Origin of the sequence: Xanthomonas sp. PPL134 (assembly GCF_040595915.1) — a bacterium.
Lineage (GTDB): Bacteria > Pseudomonadota > Gammaproteobacteria > Xanthomonadales > Xanthomonadaceae > Xanthomonas_A > Xanthomonas_A indica.
Window position 1 is genome coordinate 88,262 of the sequence record NZ_JAMDLL010000002.1, and the last position, 25,676, is coordinate 113,937.

The following is a 25,676-nucleotide window of genomic DNA, read 5'->3' on the forward strand; positions in this document are numbered from 1 at the left end:
GCATTTCATGTCGGGCCATTGTCCGAAGATGCAGCCGACAAGCGCATCACTGCACTGCTGCACAGCGATCCGGCATTCGTGCGCGACGCCACATTCCTGATCGCCGCCAGCGTCCGCGAACGCTGCGCACCGGCCCATGCCGGCGAACTGGCAAAGATGGCCAACCGCGCACGCCTGCCGGTGCTGGTCGCAACGTCCGAGGTGACGGCACGCGAACCCAACCTGGACCATCCGATCTACCAGGCGATCCAGCGTATCGCCGCCGCCGCACCATGCGGCCGCGCGCTCGACCTGACGGCGACCGGCCTGCCGCTGCAACTGGACCCGGAACGCTACGCGGCCGCGTTCCCCGACAGCTACTACCAACCGGCGCTGGACACCGTGCCGCACGAGTACGCCGGCCAACCGCTGGGCACCCGCGCCGCGCAGGAATGCCAATCGATCGCCTACGCCGTGCTGCCGCTGGGCCTGGACGGTTGGCAGTGCAGGGCACTCTGGTCCGGCATGCGCCCGCGGATCGTCAAGGCCTGCGAGCAGGCACGCAGTGAAGGCGGGCAGGGGACTGGTGACGCGATTCCGCCGGAGGTCGCGAACCGGCTGACGCCGGTGGTGGCGGGCTTGCTGGAGAAGTTGCCGGAGTCCTGTCGCTGAAGGCTGTTGCTCAGTTGCAGCGCCTGGTGGAATCGCGCCAGCGCTGCAGCGAATGCACGAACTGCGGTAGCGTGTGCTATGGCTAACGACCACTCAACTGGTACCGCTTCGCTACGCGGCTAAATTCAGGATGACTCGCCTATGCAAGGTTCAGCGTTTCTAGTGGCAGCGCTTTCCGGCGTCTCGGCGCTTTGGGGCGTCGCATTAGGTCACATATTTGCCGCAAAGCGCGCACGCCAAGATGAACTAGCAGCGATCAGGATGACCGCCTACGTGGACTTCCTAAAGTCGACTTCACTTCTATTCACAGCGCGTCGCGCAGGACGCACCAAGGATGAAGTCGAAGAATTGGCTCACCTCAACGACGCCAAGGCGCGCATCTTGTTGACGGCCGATCTTCCTGTAGCCCAAAGCTTACAAAAATTCTGGTTGCAAGGTGGAACTTTGGAGAAAGAGCAAGAGATCCTTGCCTTCCGTACCCTCTGTGATGACATGCGCGAAAGCCTCGGCAAGGAGCGTCTTTCAATGAGAACGGATCTTGCTGGGGTTTTGTTTAAGCTTGAACCGTCAACTTATTCGTACAAGGCTGGTGGTGGATAGGCATTACTCATCTCAGTCGACGCTGTTTCGCGACGTGACTTAGTGCCGCATTAGGGAGCTGCTATTCCTTTCCGGACGCGGGTTGCATCCGTAACGGAAATTAGTGATGTTTTCCCAGGCGACGTTGTTAAGTTGGTCTTACGCTCACTTGCCCCCGAACCCCTGCAACCGCACCTGGATGAACTCCAGCAACGCCCGAACTCGCGCAGTGACTGAATGACGGTGACTGTAGGCACCAAGCAATTGCAGTGGTGCAGGGCTTAGATCCAGTGGCACTTCCTGCAATCGACCCGCGGCAAGATCTTCCTGGCATGGGTAGGCCGCAACGATCGCGAAGCCAAGTCCCTGACGGGCACCTGCCACCGCAAGTTCCCCACTGTTGACGCGATACCGGCTGCGCACAGGCACCTTCACGATCTCGCCCGCAGGATCGAGAAACTGCCAGGGCTGCCCCTTCAGTGCGCTCACGGTGGTGATGCACGGCAAGGACTTGAGGTCGCGCACGTGGCGCGGCGTCCCGGTTTGGGCCAATAGCGCGGGGGACGCGACCACGATGCTGGGCAATGTCGCCAGTTCGCGGGTGATGAACGCACTGTCGTCCTGACGCCCACGGTGGAAGACGATGGAGAGATCCATGTCCTCACGCAACACTTCCAGGCCGGTCAGGCGCGTGTCGCATTCCAACTCGATGCCCGGATGCAGGCTGCAGAATTCGGCAAGGATAGGCGCGAGCAGCCTGGGCGCTTCGTTGGGCATGCACATCCTGAGAGGTCCCTTCAATTCGCCCTGTACCGCGCCAAGCTCCTCCTCCGTGGACAACAAGGCGTCGAGGACAGGTTTGGCGCGCTCGTACACCAGCCTGCCGGCTTCTGTCATGCGCAGATGGCGCGTGCTGCGTTCCAGCAAGCGCACGCCCAGCCTGCGCTCCAGCGCCGCGACGTGACGGCTGACGTTCGACGACGGCAGGGCCAGCAGGCGCCCCGCGCCGGAAAAGCTCTGCTCGTCGACGACGGCCACATAGACGCGGACTGCATTCAGGTCGAGCTTGCTGCGCACTGTTATCCCACCTGAGGTATGAACGCCCGCCATTTTTGCATGCTAGTTTGCGCAATTGATGGGGACCAAGATGCACTCCCGTCCAACGGCAGCCCTGTAACGGCACGCCTGGACCCATTGAATCGGGATGCATCAGCATGGAGATCGGAATACTGGGGGGCGGCATCGCAGGCTTGAGCGTGGCCCTCGCGTTGCACAAGCAGGGGCACACCCTCCGCGTCTATGAACGTCGGAACGGGCCGGCCACCATGGGCGCTGGCGTAACGCTTTGGCCCAACGCTGGCTTTGTGCTGCAAGAACTCGGGTTGTTGGAGGATGTCGGGGCGGTGGGCGGTCGGCCATTGTCGGTCCACCGCAAAGACGCAGCAGGCAACGCGCTGGGAGGCCTGGACATCACGTTGCTGGACCGACTCATGGGTTACCCAACCCATACCATCCTGCGTCGGGACTTGCAGGGGGTATTGCTGGACCACGTGGCACGCGCTGGTATCCAGGTGGAGTTCGGGCATCGGGCGGTCGCGATTGATCTGGATACCGGCGACAAGGCCGTGGCGCGGTTCGAGAACGGGAAGAGCATCTGTCCAGATCTGCTCATTGGTGCCGATGGCCGCATGGACTCGGTCGCGCGCAAGTTCGTCGCAGGAGACAACACCCCCATCTACCAAGGGTTCGTGAACTGGATCGGCGTTGCACAGGGGAATGGCCCGTTGCTGAGCGACAGGGCGATTCACGACTACTGGGGGTCCGGCGATCGTTTCGGTTGCGTGCCGATCCGGACGGATCTGGTGTACTGGGCCGCCGCGCAGGCGCGTCCATTGCCCGAGGCGGCGCCCGCAGCGGAGATGCGCAAGGAGGTGATGGATCTGTTTGCAGGATGGCCCGAGCCGGTCACCCGCCTCATCGAAGCCACGCCGGCGCACTCCATCCAACGGATCGCCGTGCATGACGTGGAGCCGCTGCACACCTGGAGCCGAGCAAATGTGCTGCTCGTCGGCGATGCGGCGCACGCGCCACTGCCGACCTCGGGCCAGGGCGCCTGTCAGGCCTTGGAAGATGCCTGGCATCTGGCGCGGTGCCTCGAAGCGGCCGACGGCGCGCTGGATCAAGCACTGCCGCGTTTTGCCGCAATCCGCGGACCAAAGACCACGAAGCTGGCAGAGCAGGGCAGACTGTTCGCGCGCGGCCTGTTCGCCCAAGACCCCGAAACCTGCCGTCTTCGCAATGAGCGCGCCAAGGCGTCCGATCCATTGCACGATGCGCAGGCCATGGCGGCGGGCTGGTCGCAGGGCTTGCCGATGGCCGAATGCACTGACGGGACGCCGGCGAGCGGTGTCGGCAGTCTATATCGGCTGTAAAAGATCGTCTTGCCCCAAGCGTCGAGTGGCATCTACGCTGCAGGATGCATTTCCACCGGATCCGGGGATCCATTTCATTGGGTTGCTACGTCATGCTGATCAAAGACCTTCCACTGCGCTGCCCCTGCTGTGGCTACAAGACGCTGTCCGAGCGAGGGGAGTTTGAGATTTGCGCCGTTTGTTTCTGGGAGGATGATGGCCAAGACGACAATGATGCTGATGAGGTAGTAGGTGGCCCGAATGGCGACCTCAGCCTCACACAAGCCCGAGCCAACTATCAGCAATTTGGCGCGTCCCGCAGGCAGGATCTCCCATATGTTCGTCCGCCCTTAGCGGAAGAGACGTAAAGTGGGGCCAGCCGACCCGACCTCTAGGCTCGGCTTATGCCGATATCGTGAAAGGCTTTCTTATGATCAAGAGCAAGCGTATCCGGGGAGCTATTAGGAAGATTTATCAGCGGTAGCGGGGCCCGGGTGTAGGCACATTGGGCAGGCTAGGCGTTGCCACAAGCGCAGTGCTGCCAGTACCGGCAGGTAGGGATCAGGATCAATGCAGTGGTACATTCAAGCGCCAGAACCGCCAAAGCCACCTGACCGGGAAGTTCCGATGGGACGCTGCTACCCGACAGGGCAATGCTACGCCGGGTGCCAGCATCTGGTGTCGGGAGTCTCCTCTCGGTATCGTGATTAGCCACGTCACATCCGCAGGGGACGGGCTATGCCGCGTCGGCCAACCATTTCGTACAACACTGGCCTCGGGGCTGATGGGAAACCCAAGGCAATCACTGCCGATTACTACCTGGCCACGACTCAGGACGTGATGCAGTTCTATTGCTTCGATGAGCCGGCACAACAGGGCGGCGAAGGCAAGTGGGAACTCATCGACCATTTGGATCGTACGCGTCTACTCGGCGCCGGTGACAAGGCGACGGCCAAGACTTGGGCTAAGCGCCTGGGCCTCAAATCTTGGACCTATGTCCGCGTCTGACCTCTTAGGCGGACTGCCTGAGTGGGAGCATGGGCCGAACTATCTGGCCAAGCGCTTCGCGGTCCTGACGGGTCTGCATACTTGTTACAAGTGCGATCAAGCAACAAGGGTCAGCGCCATTGGACTTGCCGGGTACGACGAGCGGGACAGTGAAGATGATCTGACGATACCCGTCGATGGCGGCATTCTGCTGACCCAAGTCACGGCTCTAAACAAGGGAGCCGCTGGTGCGTTAACAGCCCATTCGCCTTGGCTGCGCTTGGGGTATTCCCACACTGCTGATGCTTCCTATCTAACCAACCACTGCGAGCACTGCGATGCCCTCATCGGCGCATGGTTCATCAGTACGCCAGGTGAGGCTTTCTTCCCGTTATCAGACGAGGAGGCCGCGCAGCTGAAAATTACGTGGATAGAACAGACCATCGAATTGGAGGACTTGGGTGGGGCTCAGGCGTCTTGGGTGGATCGACTTCTGGGTTGCGATCGACCATACAAGCGCGGCGGCGCAAGACGTACTAATCGTTGCTGACGGACGAGCTGCTGGAACAGCTGCGCTACAAGGGCTAAGGATCTGACATCCAACAGCCCGATCGGGTAGCCTGCTTGGTAGCGCGCGAAGTGCTCGGGGATAGCCATCAGTACGTACGTCCACTTGTCGCTAAGCGTGCCTTGATCAAGCGGGGCACTTCTTCGATACGCTGTGTCGCCGTCGTGCCCCATCGCCTGACGATCGGACTCACGTCAGGTGTTGTGCGCTTATCTGCGCGAAAAATCGAGACATATGGCGCGTAGATCGTGTGCAGACAGTCGGCAAAATCCGATGGTACAAGGGGCCCCCTTCCGCCTTGGATCGCCTTCTTGACCTGCAAGAAGAGCATGTGCATCGCGGTCGATATACCCGGGCAGAACGTCTCAAGCTCCTCGGTTGAACACGCGAGGAATGCGTTGCTCTGCACAACCTGTTTGCCGACAAAATCGTGTAGAAGATTGGTGCGCACCGCGTCCCAATCTATCTGCCGATCGAGCTGCGGGTTCAGTGCAAGCGCGGCGCGCCTGGCCAGTGCAGTGCGCTCGAGACCTGCCTGCGCCCTGGTAGTGAAATCGGCGGCGGGCTTCCTAAGGATAGGGGCGAGTCTTAGGCTCACGTCGTTGCCATTGCGTATCCAGTTCGCAAGCGTCGGCAGGTCAGCGAGACTGCTTAAAAGTGCACGCTCCGCGACGTCGCGCGTTGCTTTGCCGGCCATATAGCACTGAATGGTTGCAGCGTCCTTCTGGCGTAGCGGAAGGCCGGCTAGCTCCGCCTCGCTCGCTCCCGCGAGGCCGACCAGCGCTGAGGCCCGAAGCACGCCCTTGCGACTTGTCTTTGCTGCAGCGGCTCGGCGTTGCGCGCGGTTGAGCTACATCGTGTCGAGCTGACCCTGCATCATGCTCTTCATCTGCGCGCGCAGCTCACTCGCCGGCCTCAAGAGGTCGGAAACATAAGGAAACCAATGACCATCAGTCCGGTGAATGCTCTTTTCGACTCGGGCGAGGTTCTGAACCTGCTCAGCTTCAATCTCGAAGACGCGATCAACGGAAGCAAGAGAATTTGACCCGCAAAGCTCGCCAGCCAACGCAATGCGGGCGGCGGCGAACCCACTGTCTTGGGCCTGCACAGGCGATGATTCAAACAACGCGATTGACGAGAAGCAGAACGCAACTCTTCCGTCGCGGGAGAGCTCCCGTAGCTCGTCGCGAACGCGAGCAAGATCCGGGGTGATCGTGGCCCGGGAGAGATTGGAGTAGTCCGCGCTATCAAGGTAAACCGTGAGCCGGCTCGGATCTAGCGAGTTGAGCGGACTGCGTGACACCATGGCGCTATGGTCGCTTGCTTCCACTGAGAGCGGCATATTTTACGCCGTGCTGGAACCGGATTTACGCCGATGGCGCAGTTTGCGCATCCACTCAGGAGGTGCGGGAAAGCTCCCGCGCTGATCAAGATTGTACACCAGTCCGAGCACATATAAATGCAAAAGCTCAAACTGTGAGAGGTGCTGGATCTCATCAAAATCGGGGCGGCTTTGCATTGCCTTGAGCAGTTCTTGCTTCGACATCGCCTCCATTGAAGACACAAAGAAGTCGTAGGCGTCCAGTGGTCCGCGCATTGAGCCCGAAGGGGGAGCGAGTTGCCAAAAAAAAGTCCGAGGATCACTTTTCCAAGCATGCATCTCAGCGTCAGATAGCGGCGTGTCATAGATCATGCGCTCGCCGCTCGTCAGGCGGTAAATTCCGCTAGCGCTACGCGTATCTTCGTTCACTATCGCGCTTTCCAAGATGCCGACGGCGTCATCATCTAGTTGATAAGCGCACCCGATCGATAGTCGAGTCGCCTCATCAACCCCTGGAAAAGACGCGTCGAAGGTTGGCGGAATGTGACCGTGGACCTCTATTGATGACCAAAGCGCTTCGAGCTCCGGATGGCTACGCCGCCGCTCGACTGCGCTTTGAAGGCTGATGACTTGGCCAAATCCATACATGTCCGTTCGGAAGCCTTCAAGAATGATCCCCGTGCCTTCGCCTAGCCCCTCCAAGCTACGATGGTAGGGGTAGTTGGAGAGCACCACGTGGGCGGGGGGAAGAGCGGGATCTGCACTGTTCTCGAGCCTGCGTAGCGTCGAGGCCGCCCAGACCGGCCAGCCTTCGCCGTCCTGAGAGATGTGCTTTTGGGGCAGGTCCAATTCAATAAATAAGAGGCGCTCATGCTCTGCATGCTTGCGAAGCGCCTTGGTGATCAAGTGCGTGAAGCGCTCGGTGCTGCGAACGCTGCCTTGGCGGCACTTACACTCGACCCAAAACCGCTTCCCGGTCGCAGGGTGGCTTGCAGTGAACTCCCCATGCCCGCCGCGTCGACGGCCGGCGCCCTCTTGCCAAGACACGTCAAAACCTGCGCGCAGCAAAAGCCCGGCAGCTCGCACTTCATGCCGCGCGCCGTAGAACTCGGAAGACATACGCAAGCGCGAGATCAAAGCGTCAATCGCGGCGCCATCTTCCGGGCACGCGTGGTGGTGAACCAAATAAAGGTCGTATGCAAGCTCAAACCAAGCCGTTGCCGCGCCCGAGGCAGGCATCGAGAAGAGCTCGTCAGGTGAGGCCTTATGTGGCTTCGCGCGCTCCATCTGCCGCTGGAGGTGCTCAGCCCAGCGCATGACCGGATGCTGCGCGTCGATGGGCTTGCGCTGCTCATTCTCGCCCCAGTCTCGCCCGAATACGTCCTTGATGTAGTCGGTCAGGAAATCAAAGAACAGCGTCCAGCGCCCTTTGTAGAAGCGTTTTCCGACTATCACTACTCGGGCGCCGCGCAGCTCAAATGAAATGATAGGTCTGCCAAGGCCCTGCTGGCGCTGTTGGCGGAAAATCTCCACTTGACGCGCGGCAATGAGCGCATCCAGCTTAGCATCGCTGGGGCCTAAGATGGCTGGCTCGGCGCCTGGTTCGCCAAGCCGGCCGCAGCATTGCTTAAAGCGTAGTCCGCTTTCGCAAGGACAAGAAGAGTTGCGCGTTGGCATCACCGTACGTTTCCTATTCTGCGGTCGGCGCCGTAGCGCCGCTGATCATACTATCGTGGCCGTATGGACTAAATTCTGGGTCTACCGTGATTCGGGGGCGCGTGACACCTGGAGCAAGGCAAATGATGGCTTGAATGTCCATTTCATTATTCATGAGGTGCCATGCTAAGCACGCAGGCCGATTATCTCTGCAATCAGGCGCTATAGGATTGAGCTTGGCGTAGCGGTTCGAACCAAGCTGCCCCAGCTGCCCCAGAAGCACCCACGCAGTCCAAGCGCATCAGTCATTGCTCCCGAACGGGTGCTTTTTCAGCGGCTACTTATCCGTTCCATTCCATTCTCTTCGCCACTCCTAGTCCTCCAAAAGGCGAAAGGCGGGGTTCGACGTGACGCTGCCTGCCTGGAAGTACCTAATGACACTCGACGCTGATCGCTGTTCGGTCAACTGCATGATAGCCAGCAGTGCCACATCCTGGCGGCTGGCTTCAGTGATAAACCCGGAGCGCAGACTGTGCCCGCTGAGTCCCCCTCTAGCCCGGCCAAACATGCTCGCCGCTGCACGATCTCACCGACGGCGGCCGGCGAGATGGCAGGGCCTACACGAGTCTTCCATAGCCGGCGAAAGACCGCCCCTTCGCCGATCCCTGCCAACTCAAGCCATTCCTCCAACGCCAGGGCAGCCCTATCAAGCACCGGCTTGTCCGGCATGGAGGAGGCCGTGACGCCGGCCTGCTGGGTCTTGCTGTGCTCGAGTCGGTAGATGTAGCCCGCCTCGCCGATGCGGCGCAGGTCGCGCAGGTCGGCCACGGCGATCTCGCTGCGCCGACGGCCACCGCTGGCAAACCCGAAGCAGAGCAGGGCACGGTCACGGATTCCTTCCAGGCTGTCGTCGCAGGTGGCCAGCATGGCGTCCAGCTTGGCCAGGGTAATAGCCGTCTTCTTGCGTGGTCGCTCGCCGCGCTTGACCGCAGCCCGTGCGGCGCGGCTGAGCGCGGTGCGGATCGCCAGCTGCTCGCAAAGGTTGGCTAGGTGCTTGAGCTGATGTGCGGTGGACAGCACGGCGACCTGATTCCGCACGGTGGCCAGCGTCCACGGCCCGGGCTTGGCCTTCAAGCCGGCCACCACCAGCGCCTGATCGACGGCCGGCTGCAGCTCCCACACAAGTTCGCCCTCATCCGAACGTCGTTGCACATGGTCAACTCAGCCGCGTAATGCTGCACAGCCGCAATGACGCCGACGCAGACAACGACCCACGATATAGCCAATTTCGCATAATGTATCTCGGTTCATTATACGTCGCATTAGTTAATCCTTTGGCAGGGCGGATCTTAAATGAAAGTGTCGACACATGCAAAAATTTCTCTATTTAATTCGTGACGCATCACTAAATAGATAGTTTAGTGACGAGTCACCGAATTAGAAGCAGTCAACGGGTCGCGAGATTTTTGCCAATGCATGGGCAACAAAAAGCCCGCGCCAATGACGGCCGCAGGCTGATAGATCTACAACGGTTTGCGCGGGGTGCCCCCGCACCCGCACATCATATTCCGTGATGCGTCACAGAACTATTCCAAGCCGACGATCACCCTGATGGTTCAGAGCAGCAATGATGGTCGAAAAATGCGTCGGCCAGATGCGCCCAAATTTGAACGCGAGATCCAAACGCCCTGATCTGTAGAGCAGAAAGAAAACTCCGAAGTACCTAAACATCAGCCATGCGCCTGGCTTCCTCACGGGAAAGGTGAGCCAGCGATACAGGCCCAAACAAGCAAAGCGGAAGTTACGTAGGCGGCGCTCACAACGAGCGCGAAATCGGGTGCGCGGATGCATGGTTCCCCCTGTTTTAGTGACGCATCACGGAAATCAAAGACCCTGCGGAAGCTGGATATAAGTCCGCCAGAACCACTCAGCGTACTCTTCGCAACGCTGATACTCCTGCAAGAAGCCGCTGCCAACCAAGCCCGAAGGAACAGCTCGAGCAGGGCAGGTAAGGAAGGAATGCAGCTCATCACCCTGACGAAGCCGGAAACCGGCAAAAGGCGGCCCCGGCGGACCGTACGGCTTACGCGCCCCGACCGACAAGCGCGCACCACGCCCGAGGGCACGGGCCGCGACCGAGGCTCCCGCCACGTTCGCCGCCCGCGCCCGTGGGCGTGAAGAAGGCTGATGACCGATCGAAGACGGGAATGCCTGATCAGTTCCACCGAGGGCCAGCAGATGAGCAGAGTCCGGCTTCGACGGCTGATGCTGAACATCCAGATATTGACGAACCGCGATGGCAACCAAGGCATTGAGCGAGATGCCCAGTTGCTTGGCCCTGGCTGCCGCCTGGGTCTTGAGCGGATCGACCAGTCGCACATTAGGGGCGGTCTTGCGAGACGGAGGCGGGGAGACGCTCATGCGCCCACCCGCAAAATCTGGTCATGAGATTTTTGGCCCGTGTTACTCCCCGGGCCAAGGTGCAGGGCATTTTTAACCGGTCCGACCGGTGAAAAACCCCCCAAAGTGTCGACACTCTGACGACAATACGTAGACGCCGAAGGCTTGAAGACCCAAGCCGGCGCGCGGCAGTGACTGACCATAGCAGTGGCCACATGGGTGGGCAACGCACCGCGGCGCTTGGCCATGATGTTTCGGAACTCCTGCGCCTGCAGGATCAGTAGCGACCACCAGACCAGGTCGCTGGAGCGAAGCTCCCGGCCCTCAGGCGTGGCCAGGACGTTGCCGCGCACCTGGAAGCCGGTCCAGTCGGGACCGAGCAGCTTGCCGCCCCTGAGGACGCGCATGAGCTTGTAGGCGGTATAGGGGATCCGAGCGCGAGCGGCCTCCCAGTTGGAGACCGTGCGGACGCTGACGCGCAACAGCTTGGCGCAGTCGGGGATGCTCAGGCCGAGGGTGATGCGGGCGGTGCGGAACTGCTCAGCGTGGCGGCGGATCTGCAACGGGGATGGCCGGCCGCGCCCCCGTCGGGGGACACGGCCAATTTCGCATAATGTATCTTATGTAAAATTCAGATGCCGCAACGCAGCTCACGTCCGCGTCTGTCAGCGTTCCTAATTGATGTCCTTTGTTCCTAGATCGCGCCCCTTCTTGATTTTTAAGGAAATTTTGGAAGGCTCAGGACCGCGCAGTGACAACAATTAGGAACAGAATCGCCGCGAATCTGTCCCTAATTCGTGTCACTAGCTCTCATCGTTTCGAGCGCCTTCGCTGCATCGGAACCTAGTCAGCTCTCTTTGCGGTGCTGCGCACCCGGGCCGTCTTGGCGGCCGTTTCCGGCTTTGTTTTCTGCTCACGCTTGCGCCATGCGGCCTCAAATGCAGCTGGCAGATCCCGCAGATGTCCCAGTTGAGTCTCAAGCGCCTCCGCTCGCGCTTGTTGAGCTGCCAGCTGCTGGCGCAGATCCGTGACTACTGAAGCTGCTTGTTCTAGAGCTGTGGCCTGTTTGCGCGCATTGGCTTCAGCCTCCATCTGAAGAGCTCTTAGCTGCTGTCGCGCGTCCTTCGCGTCTTGGCGGGCTCGGTCGACTTCGGCATGGGCTCGATCCTCGATCGCTCGCACATGGTGGGTGGACGTGTCGCGCTCAATGCGCGCCGCCTCCTGCATCTGCTGAAGTTGGCGCTGCAGAATTTCGTAAGCACGCTCGACCTCGGCAATACGCGTTGTGGATGCATTTCGCTGCTGGACGAGTTCGTTCCCCTGGTGCTGAAGTTGTTCGACAAGACGTTCCAGTTCTGTAGCGCGGGTGAAAGCGAGACGTTCGGCCTGACGCGAGGCATCCGCCTGCTTACGCAGGTCGTTAAGCTCGTCCTCCATGTCGCGACGATCCCGCTCCAAGGCGTCTTGCGCGTCCGCTAGAGCAGCGCGTTCATCGGAAAGCGTCTTTTTGGCGTGACTACGTGCTTGATCAAGCGCCAAAGTCCACCATTGCGCTGCCAGGACGGCTACGGGATCGGGAACGTTAGCTGTGAGCACCTGCATTCGGTCGTGCTGCGTCAAGCGTGAGCCTAATCCTTGCCACCAGGTATCTAGCCAACGCACGACCGTATTTGGAGATCCGGTGCCCAAATGAGCCCGGATACGTTCTACTGTGGGACGTTCGCCAAGCGCTACGATTGCGTCGGCAGCGACGTGGACGTCTGATTCTGTGATGCCTCTGGCCATTGAAGCGACTCCGGATTGGCGCCCTGCCCCGCAGTTGACGTATTTGCGATAATTGATAGTTATCGTGGTTACGCCTACTTATTCGTAGCGCACATTACATACTATGGATACTAATTCCACTAGTGCCGCCCTCATCCATACCGTCCACCAACTGGTACTGCCCGAACAGCTGGCGCAACAGGCGGCAGACGCGGTGCGCGAGCTGCTAGCCGAAGCAGCGGCCAAGAACACCACCCGCAGCTACGCCAGTGCCCTGCGCTACTGGGCCGGCTGGCATGCGGCGCGCTACGGCATCGAGCTTACCTTGCCTGTGCCCGAAGCCACCGTGCTGCAGTTTGTGGTCGACCACGTGCAGCGCCGCTCGGCTGAGGGCGAGCTGGCGTGGGAGCTGCCGCCGATGGTGGATCAGACCTTGGTGGCCGCCGGCCTGAAGGCCAAGCTAGGGCCCTGGACCTTGGCCACCATGCGGCATCGGGTCGCCGTGCTGTCGACCGCGCATCGGCTCAAACAGGTGGCCAACCCCTGCGAGCAGCCGGCGATCCGCACGGTGCTGAGCCGGGCCGCCCGGGCCGCGGTCAAGCGCGGTGAGCGACCGCGCAAGAAGACCGCGATCACCCTACCCGAGCTAGAGGCGATGCTGGCCACCTGTGACGACAGCCTGGAAGGGATCCGCGATCGCGCGCTGCTCTGCTTTGGGTTTGCCAGCGGTGGGCGCCGGCGCAGTGAGATCGCCGCCGCCGACCTTCGCGACCTGCGCCGGATCGCCGAGGCGGGCTACATCTACCGCCTGGAGCACAGCAAGACCCAGCAGGCCGGCGTCACCGCGAGCTCGACCCCGGACAAACCGGTGCTCGATCGGGCCGCCCTCGCGCTGCAGGATTGGCTGGACGCAGCCGGGGTCACCGAAGGGGCGATCTTCCGACGGCTGTGGAAGCAGCGCGTCGGCCCTGCCCTGTCTCCGGCCGCGGTAGCCGAGATCGTACAGCGGCGGGCGCGACTGGCTGGACTGGAGGGAGATTTTGGCGGGCACAGCCTGCGCTCGGGGTTCGTGACCGAGGCTAGCCGCCAAGGCGTGTCACTCCCGGCGATCATGCAGCTAACCGAGCATCGCTCAGTGTCAAGTGTCGTGGGGTATTTCCAGACGGGTGGTGCCACGGAGAATCCTGCCGCACGCCTTCTGGAAGACTGATCAATCCCAGGTAATGGAATTCGCCACGTAGAAGTGTTCGATCTCGCCCCGAACCTCCAATGACTACTATCACTGCATGGTCATTGAGCGACGCAGTCACTCGTCATCAAATTTGCGAACAGGTCTTCCGACTAAGCGACTTCGTTCGGGATGCTCATGTGTTTGGATCGTCGCCTCGGATATGCAGCTTTGCGACTAGAGGAAAAGGCAGCCATTGTGCTGGGGGGTCACGATCGTCGTGCGTCGGATGGCCCGCGTAACCGCTACTCGCAGCGCCAGCCGCGACTGCGCGATGCGCCTAGGGTCTGCGTTAGCAGACACGATGCGTCCGGAGAACGTGCCCTCGTAGATGACGACCTCATCGAATTCCTTTCCCTTGGCCTTGTGAATCGTCATCACGTGCAGCCCGCGCCACTCCTTCTGCGCGGCGACGAAATGCTCTTGGAGCAGTGCATCGCGAAGTGCTGACTCTGCACCTACATAGTCGCCCCGCGTCCGCCACATCTCACTGAGCGCCGTGCGCAGCGCGGAGCCCCTGTGCAGCAGGCGAAGAAAACGCGCGTCCTCGGCTACCCGAGCCACTTGGGGCGCAGCAGACATGGCGATCAAGTCTCGCATGGTAGCCCAGTCTTCCTCGGGGCTTCCTGAGAGCCTGAGAGCCACGCGTTCGGCCGCGATCCTCTGGCACTCCTTGATGATGAGCTCCCTGTTCTTGCCGCGGATCTTTCCTGTCGACATGTAAGTGCCGATAGCACCAGCGAGGTCCATCTCCGTCTGCGCAGGAGCCTTGTTGCCACCACGGCCACGGATGTGAGTGTGCAGCGTGGCTATCAGGCGTGACGTTAGCGCTGCCGTGGAGCCTCCTCCTAGCAGAACGGCGATGACATTTGCAGCCAACGACGGCGATTCCGCGTCCATAGCCACATCGTGCCGAAGTGCGGGCAGGCCATCCAGGTCCGAAGACAGGTACTGCGAGAACTGCAGCATGAATGCCTTTGATGGCACTAGGACGGACACAGAGGTGTTCAGCTGGCCCTGCAGGCGCCGGAGTGCGGCCAGCACCTCCACCTTCGCCCGGAAGTGCGGGCTCTGGTTCCTGCGGAAGCCGTAGCGCACGATCTTCACGTGCGTGTACTCCTTGCCGCGGTTCCGACCAGTCAACAAATCGTTACCGAAGATGCTGATATCTGTCCCGCCGCTTCGGTGGTTCTCGCCCGAGAAATCGAAGCTCCCTGGCTGGAATACCTCGACGAATTCCCCCAAGCGACGGGGATCGGCACCCCGGAATTCGTAGATGCGTTGGTCGGGGTCGCCGAGCGCGATCAGTCGACTATGTCGACCCAACTGGCGGATCAACGCCCACTCATCAGCATTGGTGTCCTGGAACTCGTCGAGGATCACCGTGGGATATGCGTTGCAGTAGATGTTCGCCAACCGGTCACTGCGTTGGAAAATCTGTGCGACCAGCCGCGCGAATAAGTCAAAGTGCAGCCGCCCCTCCTCTTCGAACAGCCGAAGCATCTCCTGCTCGCGGGCGCTGGCGTCCACATCAGCAAAGTGGGCCGCAGCCTCCGGTGGCGGCAGGAGGGTGATGGCCCTCGCGGTGTTCAATAGGTAGCCGTGGCTACGCAGGACGCCCCAGGCGAACCCGTGGTACGTGTTAATTTCGAGATGATTGAGCTCCTCCGGCGAGATGAGCTCCGCAGCCTTTTCGAGGATGCGCGCGACTGTCGGCCTCGCAAAGCTCAGGAACAGCACCTTCTGGCCCGGCTTCAACGTTCCGCTGGCAACCTGCCACTGGGCTTTGATGAGCGCCACGTGGGTCTTACCGGCGCCCGGGCCAGCGAGGGCCAATGCGTGTCCTGTGTGGGCCAGGAACGCAAGCTTCTGCGGGCTAAAAACCATAGTCTTCAGGCCGCAGTGGGTTCGACGGAAAGTGTAGGTGGTTCTGGGGGCGGAGGCTCAATGACACGGAATATGCCGTACAAGCATTGAGCGATGTATTCAGGCATCTCTTGCCAACCCGTGCAACACGCCAGCAGATCAGCCGCCTGGCCGCTACCTTTGCCCCAGGAGAAGTATTCCGACAGCGCATTCGTCAGCGTGGCCATATCGGACTCTGCACTCGGCCTCACGTGAATCAGGTGCTGTGGCCAGTCACCGTCTGCCACCACCCTCAGCGCATAGCGCCTGATCGCGTTCTCGTTGGTCCCCTGCAGCACCAGCGACTCGAATCCCTTCATGAGCGATTCGTACGGGTAGTCGACGGCAGCGCGTATGAGGGCAAGCTGTACATCGTCCTGCTTGTCGAAAACCGCGAAGACGGTCTTGCCAAGAGCCCTAAAAAAGTTGCCAAGCGGCGCGACCTGGGAGTCCGTCTTGGCATCGATGACCGCCACACCAAGCGCCTCAAGCGACTTGAAATATTGTGGGTCGGTCTGGCTGAGCGTGCGCGCGGCCGCCCGCAGCGCGTCGAACTCAGTGCGTCCCTCGACAATGAGAACGTACTTGGCGAGCAGTGCCTCGCAGAAGCGCGCCCGGAACTCCGCCTTGTAGGCCTTCGGCTTGATCGTTGGCGGCAGGCTCGCGGAAACGGACGTCAGCACGCCGCTCGCGCGCTTGAGCACCTTGATCTGTTCTGGCTCGAACTCCTCGAGTACGTACGGGGAGTGCGATGTGAAGAGGGCCTGCGCCGACTTCTCGCGCACGCTGTTGACGATGCGCTTCTGAGTGTGCGGAGGCAGTGCTGTCTCGGGCTCTTCCATAGCGAAGATGACGTTCTGCTTGAGCTCGGCGATGATGGACAGCAGCGCGAGCACCAGCGTATTTATGGTGCCCGTGCCCTGGTGGTGATACGGAGCCGCGTAGGTGCTGCCATCTGGCCGCTTCGCGCCTGTGCCCATGAAGACCGTCAGCGTGCGGCGCAGGGTTTCGCGCGTGAGGTCCGAGACGCGCATGTGCGGATCCTCTGCCCAGTCAGACGGGACAAACTTCTTGATCGAGGCCTGCACTGCTGCCAGCAGCGCGGTGACGCCGAGCTCGGGCTTCTCGGCGACAGGCAGGATGCGTAGCGAACGCAACAGCTCCTCCCACATTTTTAGGCGCGATTCCTGAAGGCGCAGGATCACATCGAGTAATGAGCCACGCTCCAGGCTGAGCGCGCGCGAGCCGGTGCGCACAGTTCGTAGGTAGAGGAAGCCGCACTTGCGCTTGTCGGAGGCGCGAAACGTCTGGTATTCACCAGAGCCAATTGGGGCGGGTAGAGCGAAGAAAGTGTTGCCCAGGAAGTCGTCTTCCTCCGCGTCGTAGGCGCCACGGAAGAAGACGCGAAGTGCGGGCTCGACGCCGACGGCGTCGGTGCCCTCTACCGGCGGGCCGGCCAACAGCGTCTTCGCATTCTTCTCCCACCATTCAAGATGTTCGCGGAAGTGCCGGAGTTGCTCATCGTTGAGGTCGGCGACGATGACTTCGACTGACAGCGGGATCGGCAGTTCTTCGACACTGAGGTACTGGCCCGCATAGAAGTCGTGCTCGTCCACAACGGGCCGACGGGAAAGCCGCTCTGGGCCCAACACCAGGTCAATCGCCTCAAGTAGCGTAGATTTGCCCGCGTTGTTGTCGCCAACGAGCACGCTGTGTCCATCGAAGTGAACTGTGCCCTCCGCAATCCCTCGGAAGTTCGAGATATTGACCTGAACGATCTTCATGGAGCCTCCCCGTGTGGCTCGTTAGTGCGGCCACTTACATAAATACGTTCTGCCGCAATGGAGCAAGAGGTCGGCCGCCTCCTTCATCAGGACTGTACCGGAATGGTGATCTTGCAGTAGCTAGCGTCAGCTGCAAAAAATATCTTCGCTAGCGCATTACAATGGCCGCTTCGGGTCGAGGGCTGCCCCTCCCCACCGCCAATAAGCCATCGAACCGTTCTGCAGCTACCCCATTCTCCTTGCGCAACTTCCGCTTCCAGCCAGAATTTAACATCTCGCTCCGGCGTGCCCGTACTAGATCTACACAAATTGCGGGGACGCGGTTTGACCAATCATTACAGCCCAGCCTGGACCCGAACTACCTCGAAGCCGCCATCACAAAAATCATCGTTGCTCGCCAATGCGCGATAGAGCTTGGCGAGCCAGTAGTTCGGGCCTGATACCTCCTCCAAGTCGACTGCCCCCTCGATCAGTTTCTCTGCGACGCGCTCCGCATTTTCACCGGAACCATAAGCTCGACGAAGCGCTGGGTACTGCCCGCCCAAATGCTCGAGGCCCATCCGCCTGTAACGATCGGCGAGGTCGAGCACGCTGAAGTGCGATCGCAGATGCCTAAAGGTTCGGAGTGTCATCCCGGCCGGTCGCTTCAGCCCGTAGGAGAGGATCAGGGCGTCCGCTTCCATGCGCGCGCGCACCGTCAGAAACTCTGCATTCGGGATCACGTCGTAACAAGGGTGCAGAAACATCCTCACATTCGTCCCCTCGACCAGGATGCGGTCACGTTTGCGCGTGTTGCAGACCGCACAGCTCGGCACAAGATTCTTCGGGAACACCGAGAACTCGGGGTATTTCTCCTTCGGCAGATAGTGGTCGAGCGTCGAGGACTCGCTGATCCCGCAGAACGGGCATCGCGCGACGCTAATCCGCTTCAGGAGATCGCCGCGGAGTTCCGTCATCGGCTCGGTCTCCACGGTGAATGCGTGCCGCATTGCCTCCTTCTGCAGCTCGGTTAAAGCAGCCATGTACAGCCCGCCAACCTCAGGTACCGCATCCTCGTAGCCCTGATAGGCGACAAGCACCTTCGCGCGCGCCGTCTGCATCTGCCCCCGTCGCGGTTGGTGCTTGGCTGCGGCGATCTCATCGAACACATCCGTCGCATCGACGGCGAGCAGGGGGATCGAGCGCATTCGCTATTCCTCATTCTCATCGCGAATACTCAGAACGTAGGAGCGCGCCGCGAAGCCGAGCTTCCGACCGAACGCCTCTTCTATTTCCTCAAGCGAGTCCCGACGCGCCAGCGTGCTCAGTGTCTCGTGCCAATCCGTTGAGCCGTCGCCAAGATTGAAGACCTCCTGCGTGATAACGCCGATATTTTCCGCGAAGGTCTCGACACTTGGCGCCACGACGCGGCTCTGGTCAGCCGCGCGGCGCAGCACTTGGACGTATCTCGCGGGAGTCTCCTGCAAGACCACCGGCGAGTGGGTGGCGATGATCGCATAGCCGTCGAACGTATCCAGGCATGCTCGCACGCTCTTGAGAAATGCAGCGAGCAGCGGTGGATGGAGGTGCGTTTCGGGTTCATCGATGAGAACTAGGGTCGGCTCCGACCCCGAGATGTGTGCAGTGAGTTCGGTGACAATCTTGAGGACGACCTTGTGACCGCTGCTCAGTCCGCGGAAAAGCTCGCCCAACTCGTCGTCATCATGATTTGCGTAGAGTTGTGTCAATCCGATGCGCTGGAACGACGGGTCGCGCAGGAGCGGCTTCAAGATTTCTAGCAGGTTCTCCAGGCGGTCGGCTTGGCGGACGCGCTCCAGCGCCGACAAAAACTCTGCTTCGATCTCAGCCGGCGTGCGCAGCCGATAGGCCTGCTCACCATTCGGTGCTTCATCGTCCGATCGCTCTCGAAGGCCGCAATAGACGTATCCGAAGATTTCTCCGCGCTCTTGAAGCCTCTCCTTCTCCTCCTCGGTGCGCCCCGGAATGACGAAGGTGTCGAACGCACTGTAGGACAACACGACCACGGTCTTGAACGGTGGCGCGGTGCCGACAAACCGACCAGCCGCTTTGTCCAGCACGTCCTCCTTGCTGCCATAACCGTAGCCGCTCGCCACAATCGCGAGGTTCGAAAGTAGCCGAGTCTTGCCAGTGCCGTTGTACCCGATCAGGGCGTTGATACGGTTCGGAAGCCGACTGCGGCGCCGAAAATCAAAGTCGATTGTGAAGGCGTTCGACCGTTGCGCCACGCGCGTCTTGAACTTGACTCTGAACCCCGCGCTTCGCCGTTTCGTCGGGAAGGTAGGCGCACGCAGCAATCGTGCGGCGTCACCGATCGTCCGCTCGGCGCCGCCAAAACGCAACAACGAAACCCGATAGGCCTCGCAATCTTCGACGCTGGCCTTGATCTCGTCGTCGAACGCGACATCTCGAAGACCTCTGAAGTACGGCTCGAAGACGTCGCGCCCGAGTTTATAGACTGTCTCATAATAATCGAGGTCGGCACCTAGCGAGGCGTGGCCGGCGGGTAATTTCTGAAAAGGCCGCTTGGGCATTTCGGTGTAGCCACTCGTTCTCCCGGCCTCGATGATCTTGATGCTGCCGAGATCATAGCTCTCATCAGCCGACACGTGCAGGGTGACGTGGAAGGTAGTCTTATAGCCATAGTCATCCCAATTGTCTTGCACGAGCACAGCATGGGGGAAACGATTGGTCGTGGGCGAGTTGCCTGACCTGAACTTGACGACAAACCTCATTCCAATCTCCCCTTGCGGCTAGCGCATTCATTGGTACCACACACAAGGTCATCGCTCCAGCTTCACTCACAGGGGCCTTGCCCGCTCGCAAAATGCCGCCTCGCCACCTTCCAAGATGTAGTACGCTTTTGGTCCACCTGCGGCATCGGTTCATCCGGCCGCAGCGGCTATCCTCTCCCGATAAATCTCCCTAATCCCCTAACCCAGCCGATGTACGCTGTCGGCCAGAAGCGCCCCCCCTAATCCTACCGCAACTGTCCACGAAGCCCCAGGCATCCAGAACAGCCATTGCTCCGTGCTGATCAGCAAACGCTATGGTCGAGTAGAAAGGTTGGAGAAGTTAAGGATAGAGCTGAAGTCGACGTAATCCATGCCAAGCCGCCATTCAGACATGGCCTTCCTCCATGGTCCCGTGCTAGCCAAGAACGCATCCTTTGACTCCGCGCCAATCAACGGCAAGATCCGAGAAAAGTATGTGGAAGATGCACTACGAGCGAATATTTCAAGAGGTGCATACTTGGACGCGTACACTGGGGTGACGGCAAGCCACCAGGCGGAGCGATCAAGGATGCCAACGGTTCTGAGCCAGATGATTACATCTGCTTGAGCAAGTGAGTCGAACTTCACCCCGGAGTCCTTACTGCGCGAGTTGAGAAGATACGCTCGAGCTGACGCCTTATGGAGATGCTGAGAAAGCCGACGTTCCGACTCCATATGTCCATATAGCTGCCAATAGCCTTCAAGCGGCTGACGATCCAAGCCCGATGCGTGAGCAAAGAAAACTGGGCTAATGAACTCCCACACGGCTTCGATCCTGCCGCGATCCAGCAATGCGGCGACGAAGTATAGAAAGAGCTCGCCTACTAGAAAACGAACTGGATCACGCCTGTCGTCCAAGCGTCCCTGAGATACACTTTGGCGCACAGCGGGCTCCATGCAAGACTCGAAGAAGCGCCTCACGCAAGCGATCATCTCGTCGCCAGCATTATACTGCGCGATGAGGTGGAACATTCTGATTAACTCATTTCGAGCTGGCACCGTTTTCTCGATGGCACCAAGGAGACCGGGCATATCCAGATCTACATCTTCCGCCACCTCGAACTTCTCCACAGCGGCAGCGTACTTTTCAAAGTACTCCTCCGTAGCCGCGATAGAAAAAACTTTTCCATTTCGAATCGCTTCTTCCGCACGATGTCTCTGTACTTCCGTACCCAGCGAAGATTCTGCATCTTCAGTGAGAAATGCCGGCCGGTCACCCAGAGGGGGCTTTGGGTTCAACGGCTTGCCGAAAACCCAGCGCAGAAGCCGCTCGAACTCACCACCGCTTGTCGCCTCATCGCTAAGGTCGATATAAATTCTTCCAGCGTAGTACGCAGGTATGTACGGACTTCCGCTTTCATCGCGAGTAGGCACCACTAATACGAACTTGCTTTGGCTCTGCGATTGATAGACCCTTTGCGAAATGATGGTGGTCTCAGTGCCTACTCCACCTTCTCGCCCATCGGCCTTCTTGGCGTATGTCTCGTCTGAGATCATTGCGACATGGGTAACTTCTGGGTCGGTTACCATCTGCTCCATGAAGGCAATCGAGTCCTGTCCCTCCATCAGATCCCATTTGTCTAGGATCACATCAACACCATTGCCGCGAAGTCTCTCTGCCAAATCGAGCACCCATGCCTGATGGTCCATTGAGGACCAGCTGTAGGATATGAAAAGCTTAGGAGCACCCTGAGACATTATTCGCTTCCTTGTGATTATCACCAGACGAAATGTTGATTCGATCATACCGCTAACGGGGCCACGAGTCTCTCCCCCTGCAACATGGTGTAGCCTAGCCACGAACGCACTGGAGTCAGAGCGAGACTCGCCAACGCCTTAGTGCAAGCCATCCTGAAATGTCAGCAAGGCAGACTTGCCGCTGAAGCGACGGCGGACCTTTCCCGACTCATCACGCTCCTGAGGCAGTTCAGCAAGCCAAAAACTGACCCTACCCCCTTGATAAACATCCCTAATCTCCTACTCTACCAATGTCCGATCACGGCCAGAAGCGGACATGACGGTTGACCAAGAGCTGATCCAGGAGTTCCGAGAGAGCGGCACCAGCACCAGCCACAAACGCGTGGATCTGCCACAATATCCAACCGAACTCGATCGGCAGGAGGCCATTTTTTGACTATGCGAAAGTCCACGGCATCACCGACCAAGCGCATCAACTTCAAGACCAGTGTCGCGAAAATCATCCGCGAGCGCGTCGACGGCAAGTGCTCGGTGCCTCGGTGTAAGAACGCGATTCGAGGTCCCGCCGCCAAAGGGACAGGATCCATCAACTTGGGAATGGCGTGTCACATCTACAGCGCCGCACTTGGCGGGCCGCGGGGTCAGGGTGGAAAGGACAAGGCTTTCATTGCCAGCGCCGAGAATGGGCTGTGGTGCTGCCAAATCCACGGCACCGCAATCGATAAGAACAGTGGAGAAGGATACTCGCCTGACCAGTTGTTTACTTGGAAGGCGCTAGCCGAAGCCCGCGCCGCCAAACTAATCACAGACACGCCGTCGCCGTTGGGTTGGATCGATGCGATCGAAGTGCGCCGCTTCCCTAATGCGACAAGCCTTCCAAAGCTCGAGCTGTCGCGGTACACCCTCGTCGCCGGCGTCCCCGAGTGCGGACAATCCTCACTATTGGATCTCGCGGGGGCGGTGACACAAAGTGCGTACGCCCAACGCTTCATTCCCGCGACGCCGGCCATTTCTCTCGTTCCCATCGTCGAGGCCCGGCTGACCTATACCACAGTCGATGCCTTAGACAGATCTGTCGACGTTCAGGTGCTCGGTGATGACATCCATCGAGCCCTGGAGGGCAAACCGTGCCTGCTTCCTCCTGGCGATATTCAAGTGATATACGCGACGCTCAACGATCTCCAAGCCATGCCGCATGAAGATGACGTCGCCTTCTTATTGCGGCTTTTGGGCGTTGATCGAAGTGCCCTGAAGGCCATCGCCAAGGCGATCGATTTGGAAGTCGCACCCGGGCGACTTCAGTTTCGCGATGGCGTAGAAGAGGACGACCACGGCGTTTCGCATCCGCGCTGCACGCCGAGTGGAGAGAGCTACGTTGAAGCCGTTTGCGAAATTCCGACCGGCGAAGTGACCTTGAAGGGCCTGTCAACCAGCGAACAGCGCGGACTCATCCTGGCCTTGCTGATCGCGAAAGCAGAGCAGATCAGCCGGGAACGCTTGACACTGTTAATCGTGGAAGATTTGATCGTGAATTTTGATTCGAGCAAGTTCAAGAGGCTGCTCGCGGTTCTGGGCCAAATGCCATTCCAGGTATTGGTAGCCGTTCCTCCAGCGCGTTATTCCGAATTAATGGAGATCCGCGATGACGTAGCAACGCTAAAACCGAATCCTGAATTGTCTTCCTGGCGCCTCCGCTGGCTGAAAGCGCCGATACAGAATCTTTCACCCTGAGCACGGAGGAGCCGGGACGAGGTTTTGGGGTACACAGCTTCGACTCTTGCAAGTGCGACGCCAGTCACGTCCAGTGTGTTGGATTGAGTAATCGGTCCGCCTACATCGATAAGTCGGCTTCGGGTCGAAAGCCCGCCTTCCCTAGCTACGATAAACATCCCTGCCCCGCCCCCCGGCCCTGCCCCCGTTCAGCCTGCCTCACAGCAAAAAGCTGACTCTCAGCGGTTACCGCAACTTCTGTTTCGTGACATGTCCTTCTGTCAAGCCGCCCACTCACTTTTCGCTTCAGCACTTGCATAAATGTCGTCACGCTATAATCGACTAAAAATGCATGCCTCAAGTTCTTGAAAAACAGGCATGTCAGAAGTCAAATATTCTGACAAAGCCACCTTAAATACCTCGGCACTGATGCTTCCTTTGATCCCGCAGAAGTTCTTGATGTGCTGCGTTGCATCTTTAAGATTCTGATCATTAATGTTGGTGACAAATGCGTCGTAGGATTTTTCGTCAAAAGAAAGCACATTCGCATCACAATATGCTTTCAGTACATCTTTGTCATAGAGATAGTTCTCAATTTCCCACCGTTTCAGTATCCGGTGATTTATGGGATTTGTCTTTAGATAGACTTGACGGTCATTTTCGTTCGTGTACTTGCCTGACGCCATATCTCGATCTTTAAGAACCCAAATATCTACAGTAGGAAATACTTTGCCGAGGACTGCCAGGGCGATTGCACTGCGCTGATCAGGCTCTGTGTTCCCACCGCTAGACGTGAAAAAGGCGTTCGGATGCGACTCGGCGAAGATATTGTTGAAGACTTGCGCGTCCATTCCCCTTTCTCGTCCGCCAGGTCCTGGCTCTGCCCTACCCTCGCAATAGATAATTGTCGAGGGGCTAATGAGATGAGCCAAGTCATCCAGAGCAATAGCAAATATGTCACGCCATGTACTCTGGCTGGTCTTGATCGGCGTTAACGTTCGCGCTTCTGCTGCAAGATTGAGCTCTGGCCGAAAATGAATAATCTGGCACTTCTCCTGCATCTTGGTCTGCAATGTACGGAGGAATCCAATGCTGTGCGTTGTTAACCATATCTGGCAGTTGGCACCAATAAGCCGGTCAATTTCAACAAGCAAATCCCCCTGTATAGATGTATTAATGTGAAGTTCTGGCTCATCAATTAGAAAAATCGTGTCGGCATACTCGTTCTTACGCAGGTACAAGTCGAGCAAAATGTCAACCACCTCCTTTTCTCCAGACGATAGAACGTTGAACTCGAAATCCCCCGGATGGTCTGGTTTCTTAAAATAGAGGGTGCCTTGGTTACCCTCTACGTTTCCCAAGCTGGAAATCTCCAGATCAAGGCACTTCTGGATTGATGCATTGAGATGGCCGACGATCAATGCCTTAGCTTCACTGGGCTTAAGGTCGTTGTCGTCGCGATAGCGATTGTAGAATCCATATAGCCGTCGATAATTCTCCTCCATCTTAGCATCAATGCTTGAGGCATCAACTGCGCCGTAAGAATTCAAACGAATTTCAGGGACTGCCTTGGTTTCCGCGATTTTTAGATGGCTATTATAACGATATGGACTGCGAAACGAGAAAATAGTATTGTCATTATTGGTAGCCGCCTTTGACTGGCGAACTGTATTGAAAGAACCACTAGTGAACTCGATCTCAATATTTTCATGCGACACAGAGTTCGCACCCGTCATTGAGTGATACGTGTGATCCCTTCTAATTCCCGCACCAATATGTTTGTACGCACTTGCGTGATATAGAAGGCCGTCCAGCACGCTACTCTTACCGCATCCATTGGGTCCTACTAAAGCAACGATACGGGCAGGCTTCTCACCCAGATCAATGGTAAGATCATGGAAGCGTTTATAGCCATTTTTGAGCCGAATTTTTTTTATGCGCATAGCTGTAATAATTGTGACTGATGATTATTAAAGTGGCTGTAATTTTTTACTTTCGTATAAAATAATGGGTTGGCATGATAGCTGTTTCCAGCATGATCGCGCCACGCCCTGGGACTATGACGAGGCACTTACCGTTTGAGCTGAAGTACGCCGTGAAGCGGCATCGGTTTGGATGACCTGCCCTGCACTCCGGACCAACATTCGCTATCGGCCAGAAGCGAAAATCTTTTTTGCCACCTCCTGGTTACAGGAGAAAAGCGAGTCGGGGTTCGCCCGCGG

Annotated in this window: 21 protein-coding genes and 1 pseudogene; 8 read left to right on the forward strand and 14 right to left on the reverse strand. The window is 58.8% G+C overall.

The window, feature by feature from the left end:
- Positions 1-18 precede the first annotated feature (18 nt).
- Together M3U25_RS05980 and M3U25_RS05985 are read left to right on the forward strand one after the other, a co-directional pair.
- Positions 19-651 carry a hypothetical protein gene (locus M3U25_RS05980; RefSeq protein ID WP_355497485.1) on the forward strand — a complete coding sequence of 211 codons (633 nt, stop codon included), beginning with the start codon at positions 19-21 and terminating at the stop codon, positions 649-651.
- 141 nt (positions 652-792) lie between these two features.
- Complete coding sequence (locus tag M3U25_RS05985) at positions 793-1,251, forward strand: hypothetical protein (RefSeq protein WP_355497482.1); 459 nt, start codon at positions 793-795, stop codon at positions 1,249-1,251.
- A 144-nt stretch (positions 1,252-1,395) separates the two neighbouring features.
- Here M3U25_RS05985 and M3U25_RS05990 read toward each other — a convergent pair whose 3' ends face one another.
- The gene (locus M3U25_RS05990) at positions 1,396-2,307 is read right to left on the reverse strand and encodes a LysR family transcriptional regulator (protein WP_355497479.1); all 912 of its coding nucleotides are present in this window, start codon (positions 2,305-2,307) and stop codon (positions 1,396-1,398) included.
- 137 nt (positions 2,308-2,444) lie between these two features.
- On the opposite strand from M3U25_RS05990, the gene M3U25_RS05995 reads away from it, so the two are divergent.
- The 4 genes from M3U25_RS05995 to M3U25_RS06010 all read left to right on the forward strand — a co-directional run bounded on the left by M3U25_RS05995 (position 2,445) and on the right by M3U25_RS06010 (position 5,178).
- Positions 2,445-3,662, forward strand: a complete 1,218-nt coding sequence (locus tag M3U25_RS05995) for an FAD-dependent monooxygenase (protein WP_355497476.1) — start codon at positions 2,445-2,447, stop codon at positions 3,660-3,662.
- Between the two features lie 92 nt (positions 3,663-3,754).
- Entirely contained in the window at positions 3,755-4,009 is a 255-nt protein-coding gene (locus M3U25_RS06000; RefSeq protein ID WP_355588536.1) for a CPCC family cysteine-rich protein, read from the forward strand.
- Between the two features lie 469 nt (positions 4,010-4,478).
- Entirely contained in the window at positions 4,479-4,649 is a 171-nt protein-coding gene (locus M3U25_RS06005; protein WP_355497471.1) for a hypothetical protein, read from the forward strand.
- Positions 4,636-5,178, forward strand: a complete 543-nt coding sequence (locus M3U25_RS06010) for a hypothetical protein (RefSeq protein WP_355497468.1) — start codon at positions 4,636-4,638, stop codon at positions 5,176-5,178. The genes M3U25_RS06005 and M3U25_RS06010 overlap by 14 nt, the downstream gene beginning before the upstream one ends.
- 106 nt (positions 5,179-5,284) lie before the next feature.
- On the opposite strand, the gene M3U25_RS06015 is transcribed toward M3U25_RS06010, so the two are convergent.
- From M3U25_RS06015 to M3U25_RS06045, 7 genes and pseudogenes are all read right to left on the reverse strand, one after another.
- Complete coding sequence (locus tag M3U25_RS06015) at positions 5,285-5,893, reverse strand: hypothetical protein (RefSeq protein WP_355497465.1); 609 nt, start codon at positions 5,891-5,893, stop codon at positions 5,285-5,287.
- 153 nt (positions 5,894-6,046) lie between these two features.
- Complete coding sequence (locus M3U25_RS06020) at positions 6,047-6,538, reverse strand: hypothetical protein (protein WP_355497462.1); 492 nt, start codon at positions 6,536-6,538, stop codon at positions 6,047-6,049.
- Positions 6,539-6,541: 3 nt separating this feature from the next.
- Complete coding sequence (locus M3U25_RS06025) at positions 6,542-8,194, reverse strand: SEC-C domain-containing protein (RefSeq protein WP_355497459.1); 1,653 nt, start codon at positions 8,192-8,194, stop codon at positions 6,542-6,544.
- A gap of 352 nt (positions 8,195-8,546) precedes the next feature.
- Positions 8,547-9,406 (reverse strand): annotated as a pseudogene (locus tag M3U25_RS06030) (site-specific integrase); the annotation flags it as partial.
- A 651-nt stretch (positions 9,407-10,057) separates the two neighbouring features.
- Positions 10,058-10,594 (reverse strand): hypothetical protein, encoded by a 537-nt coding sequence (locus M3U25_RS06035; protein ID WP_355497456.1) that lies wholly within the window; start codon positions 10,592-10,594, stop codon positions 10,058-10,060.
- On the reverse strand, positions 10,591-11,136 hold the full coding sequence (locus M3U25_RS06040; RefSeq protein WP_355497453.1) for a VC1465 family Xer recombination activation factor: 546 nt from the start codon (positions 11,134-11,136) through the stop codon (positions 10,591-10,593). The genes M3U25_RS06035 and M3U25_RS06040 overlap by 4 nt, the downstream gene beginning before the upstream one ends.
- A 280-nt stretch (positions 11,137-11,416) precedes the next feature.
- Positions 11,417-12,358 carry a DNA-binding protein gene (locus M3U25_RS06045; RefSeq protein WP_355497450.1) on the reverse strand — a complete coding sequence of 314 codons (942 nt, stop codon included), beginning with the start codon at positions 12,356-12,358 and terminating at the stop codon, positions 11,417-11,419.
- Between the two features lie 103 nt (positions 12,359-12,461).
- Between M3U25_RS06045 and M3U25_RS06050 the strand changes: the two genes are divergently transcribed.
- Positions 12,462-13,547: a site-specific integrase gene (locus tag M3U25_RS06050; RefSeq protein WP_355497447.1), complete on the forward strand. Its 1,086-nt coding sequence runs from the start codon at positions 12,462-12,464 to the stop codon at positions 13,545-13,547.
- Positions 13,548-13,742: 195 nt separating this feature from the next.
- On the opposite strand, the gene M3U25_RS06055 is transcribed toward M3U25_RS06050, so the two are convergent.
- The 5 genes from M3U25_RS06055 to M3U25_RS06075 form a co-directional block, all read right to left on the reverse strand.
- A complete protein-coding gene (locus M3U25_RS06055; RefSeq protein ID WP_355497443.1) occupies positions 13,743-15,452 on the reverse strand; it encodes an ATP-dependent helicase in 1,710 nt (569 codons plus the stop codon).
- Positions 15,453-15,457: 5 nt separating this feature from the next.
- Positions 15,458-17,254: an AAA family ATPase gene (locus M3U25_RS06060; protein ID WP_355497440.1), complete on the reverse strand. Its 1,797-nt coding sequence runs from the start codon at positions 17,252-17,254 to the stop codon at positions 15,458-15,460.
- Between the two features lie 335 nt (positions 17,255-17,589).
- Positions 17,590-18,441 carry an HNH endonuclease signature motif containing protein gene (locus M3U25_RS06065; RefSeq protein ID WP_355497437.1) on the reverse strand — a complete coding sequence of 284 codons (852 nt, stop codon included), beginning with the start codon at positions 18,439-18,441 and terminating at the stop codon, positions 17,590-17,592.
- A gap of 3 nt (positions 18,442-18,444) precedes the next feature.
- Positions 18,445-20,007: an AAA family ATPase gene (locus M3U25_RS06070; RefSeq protein WP_355497434.1), complete on the reverse strand. Its 1,563-nt coding sequence runs from the start codon at positions 20,005-20,007 to the stop codon at positions 18,445-18,447.
- A 312-nt stretch (positions 20,008-20,319) separates the two neighbouring features.
- Positions 20,320-21,744: a TIR domain-containing protein gene (locus M3U25_RS06075; protein ID WP_355497431.1), complete on the reverse strand. Its 1,425-nt coding sequence runs from the start codon at positions 21,742-21,744 to the stop codon at positions 20,320-20,322.
- Positions 21,745-22,176: 432 nt separating this feature from the next.
- Between M3U25_RS06075 and M3U25_RS06080 the strand changes: the two genes are divergently transcribed.
- Positions 22,177-23,475 (forward strand): hypothetical protein, encoded by a 1,299-nt coding sequence (locus M3U25_RS06080; protein WP_355497428.1) that lies wholly within the window; start codon positions 22,177-22,179, stop codon positions 23,473-23,475.
- Positions 23,476-23,786: 311 nt separating this feature from the next.
- On the opposite strand, the gene M3U25_RS06085 is transcribed toward M3U25_RS06080, so the two are convergent.
- Positions 23,787-25,397 carry an AAA family ATPase gene (locus M3U25_RS06085; protein WP_355497425.1) on the reverse strand — a complete coding sequence of 537 codons (1,611 nt, stop codon included), beginning with the start codon at positions 25,395-25,397 and terminating at the stop codon, positions 23,787-23,789.
- Positions 25,398-25,676: the final 279 nt, after the last annotated feature.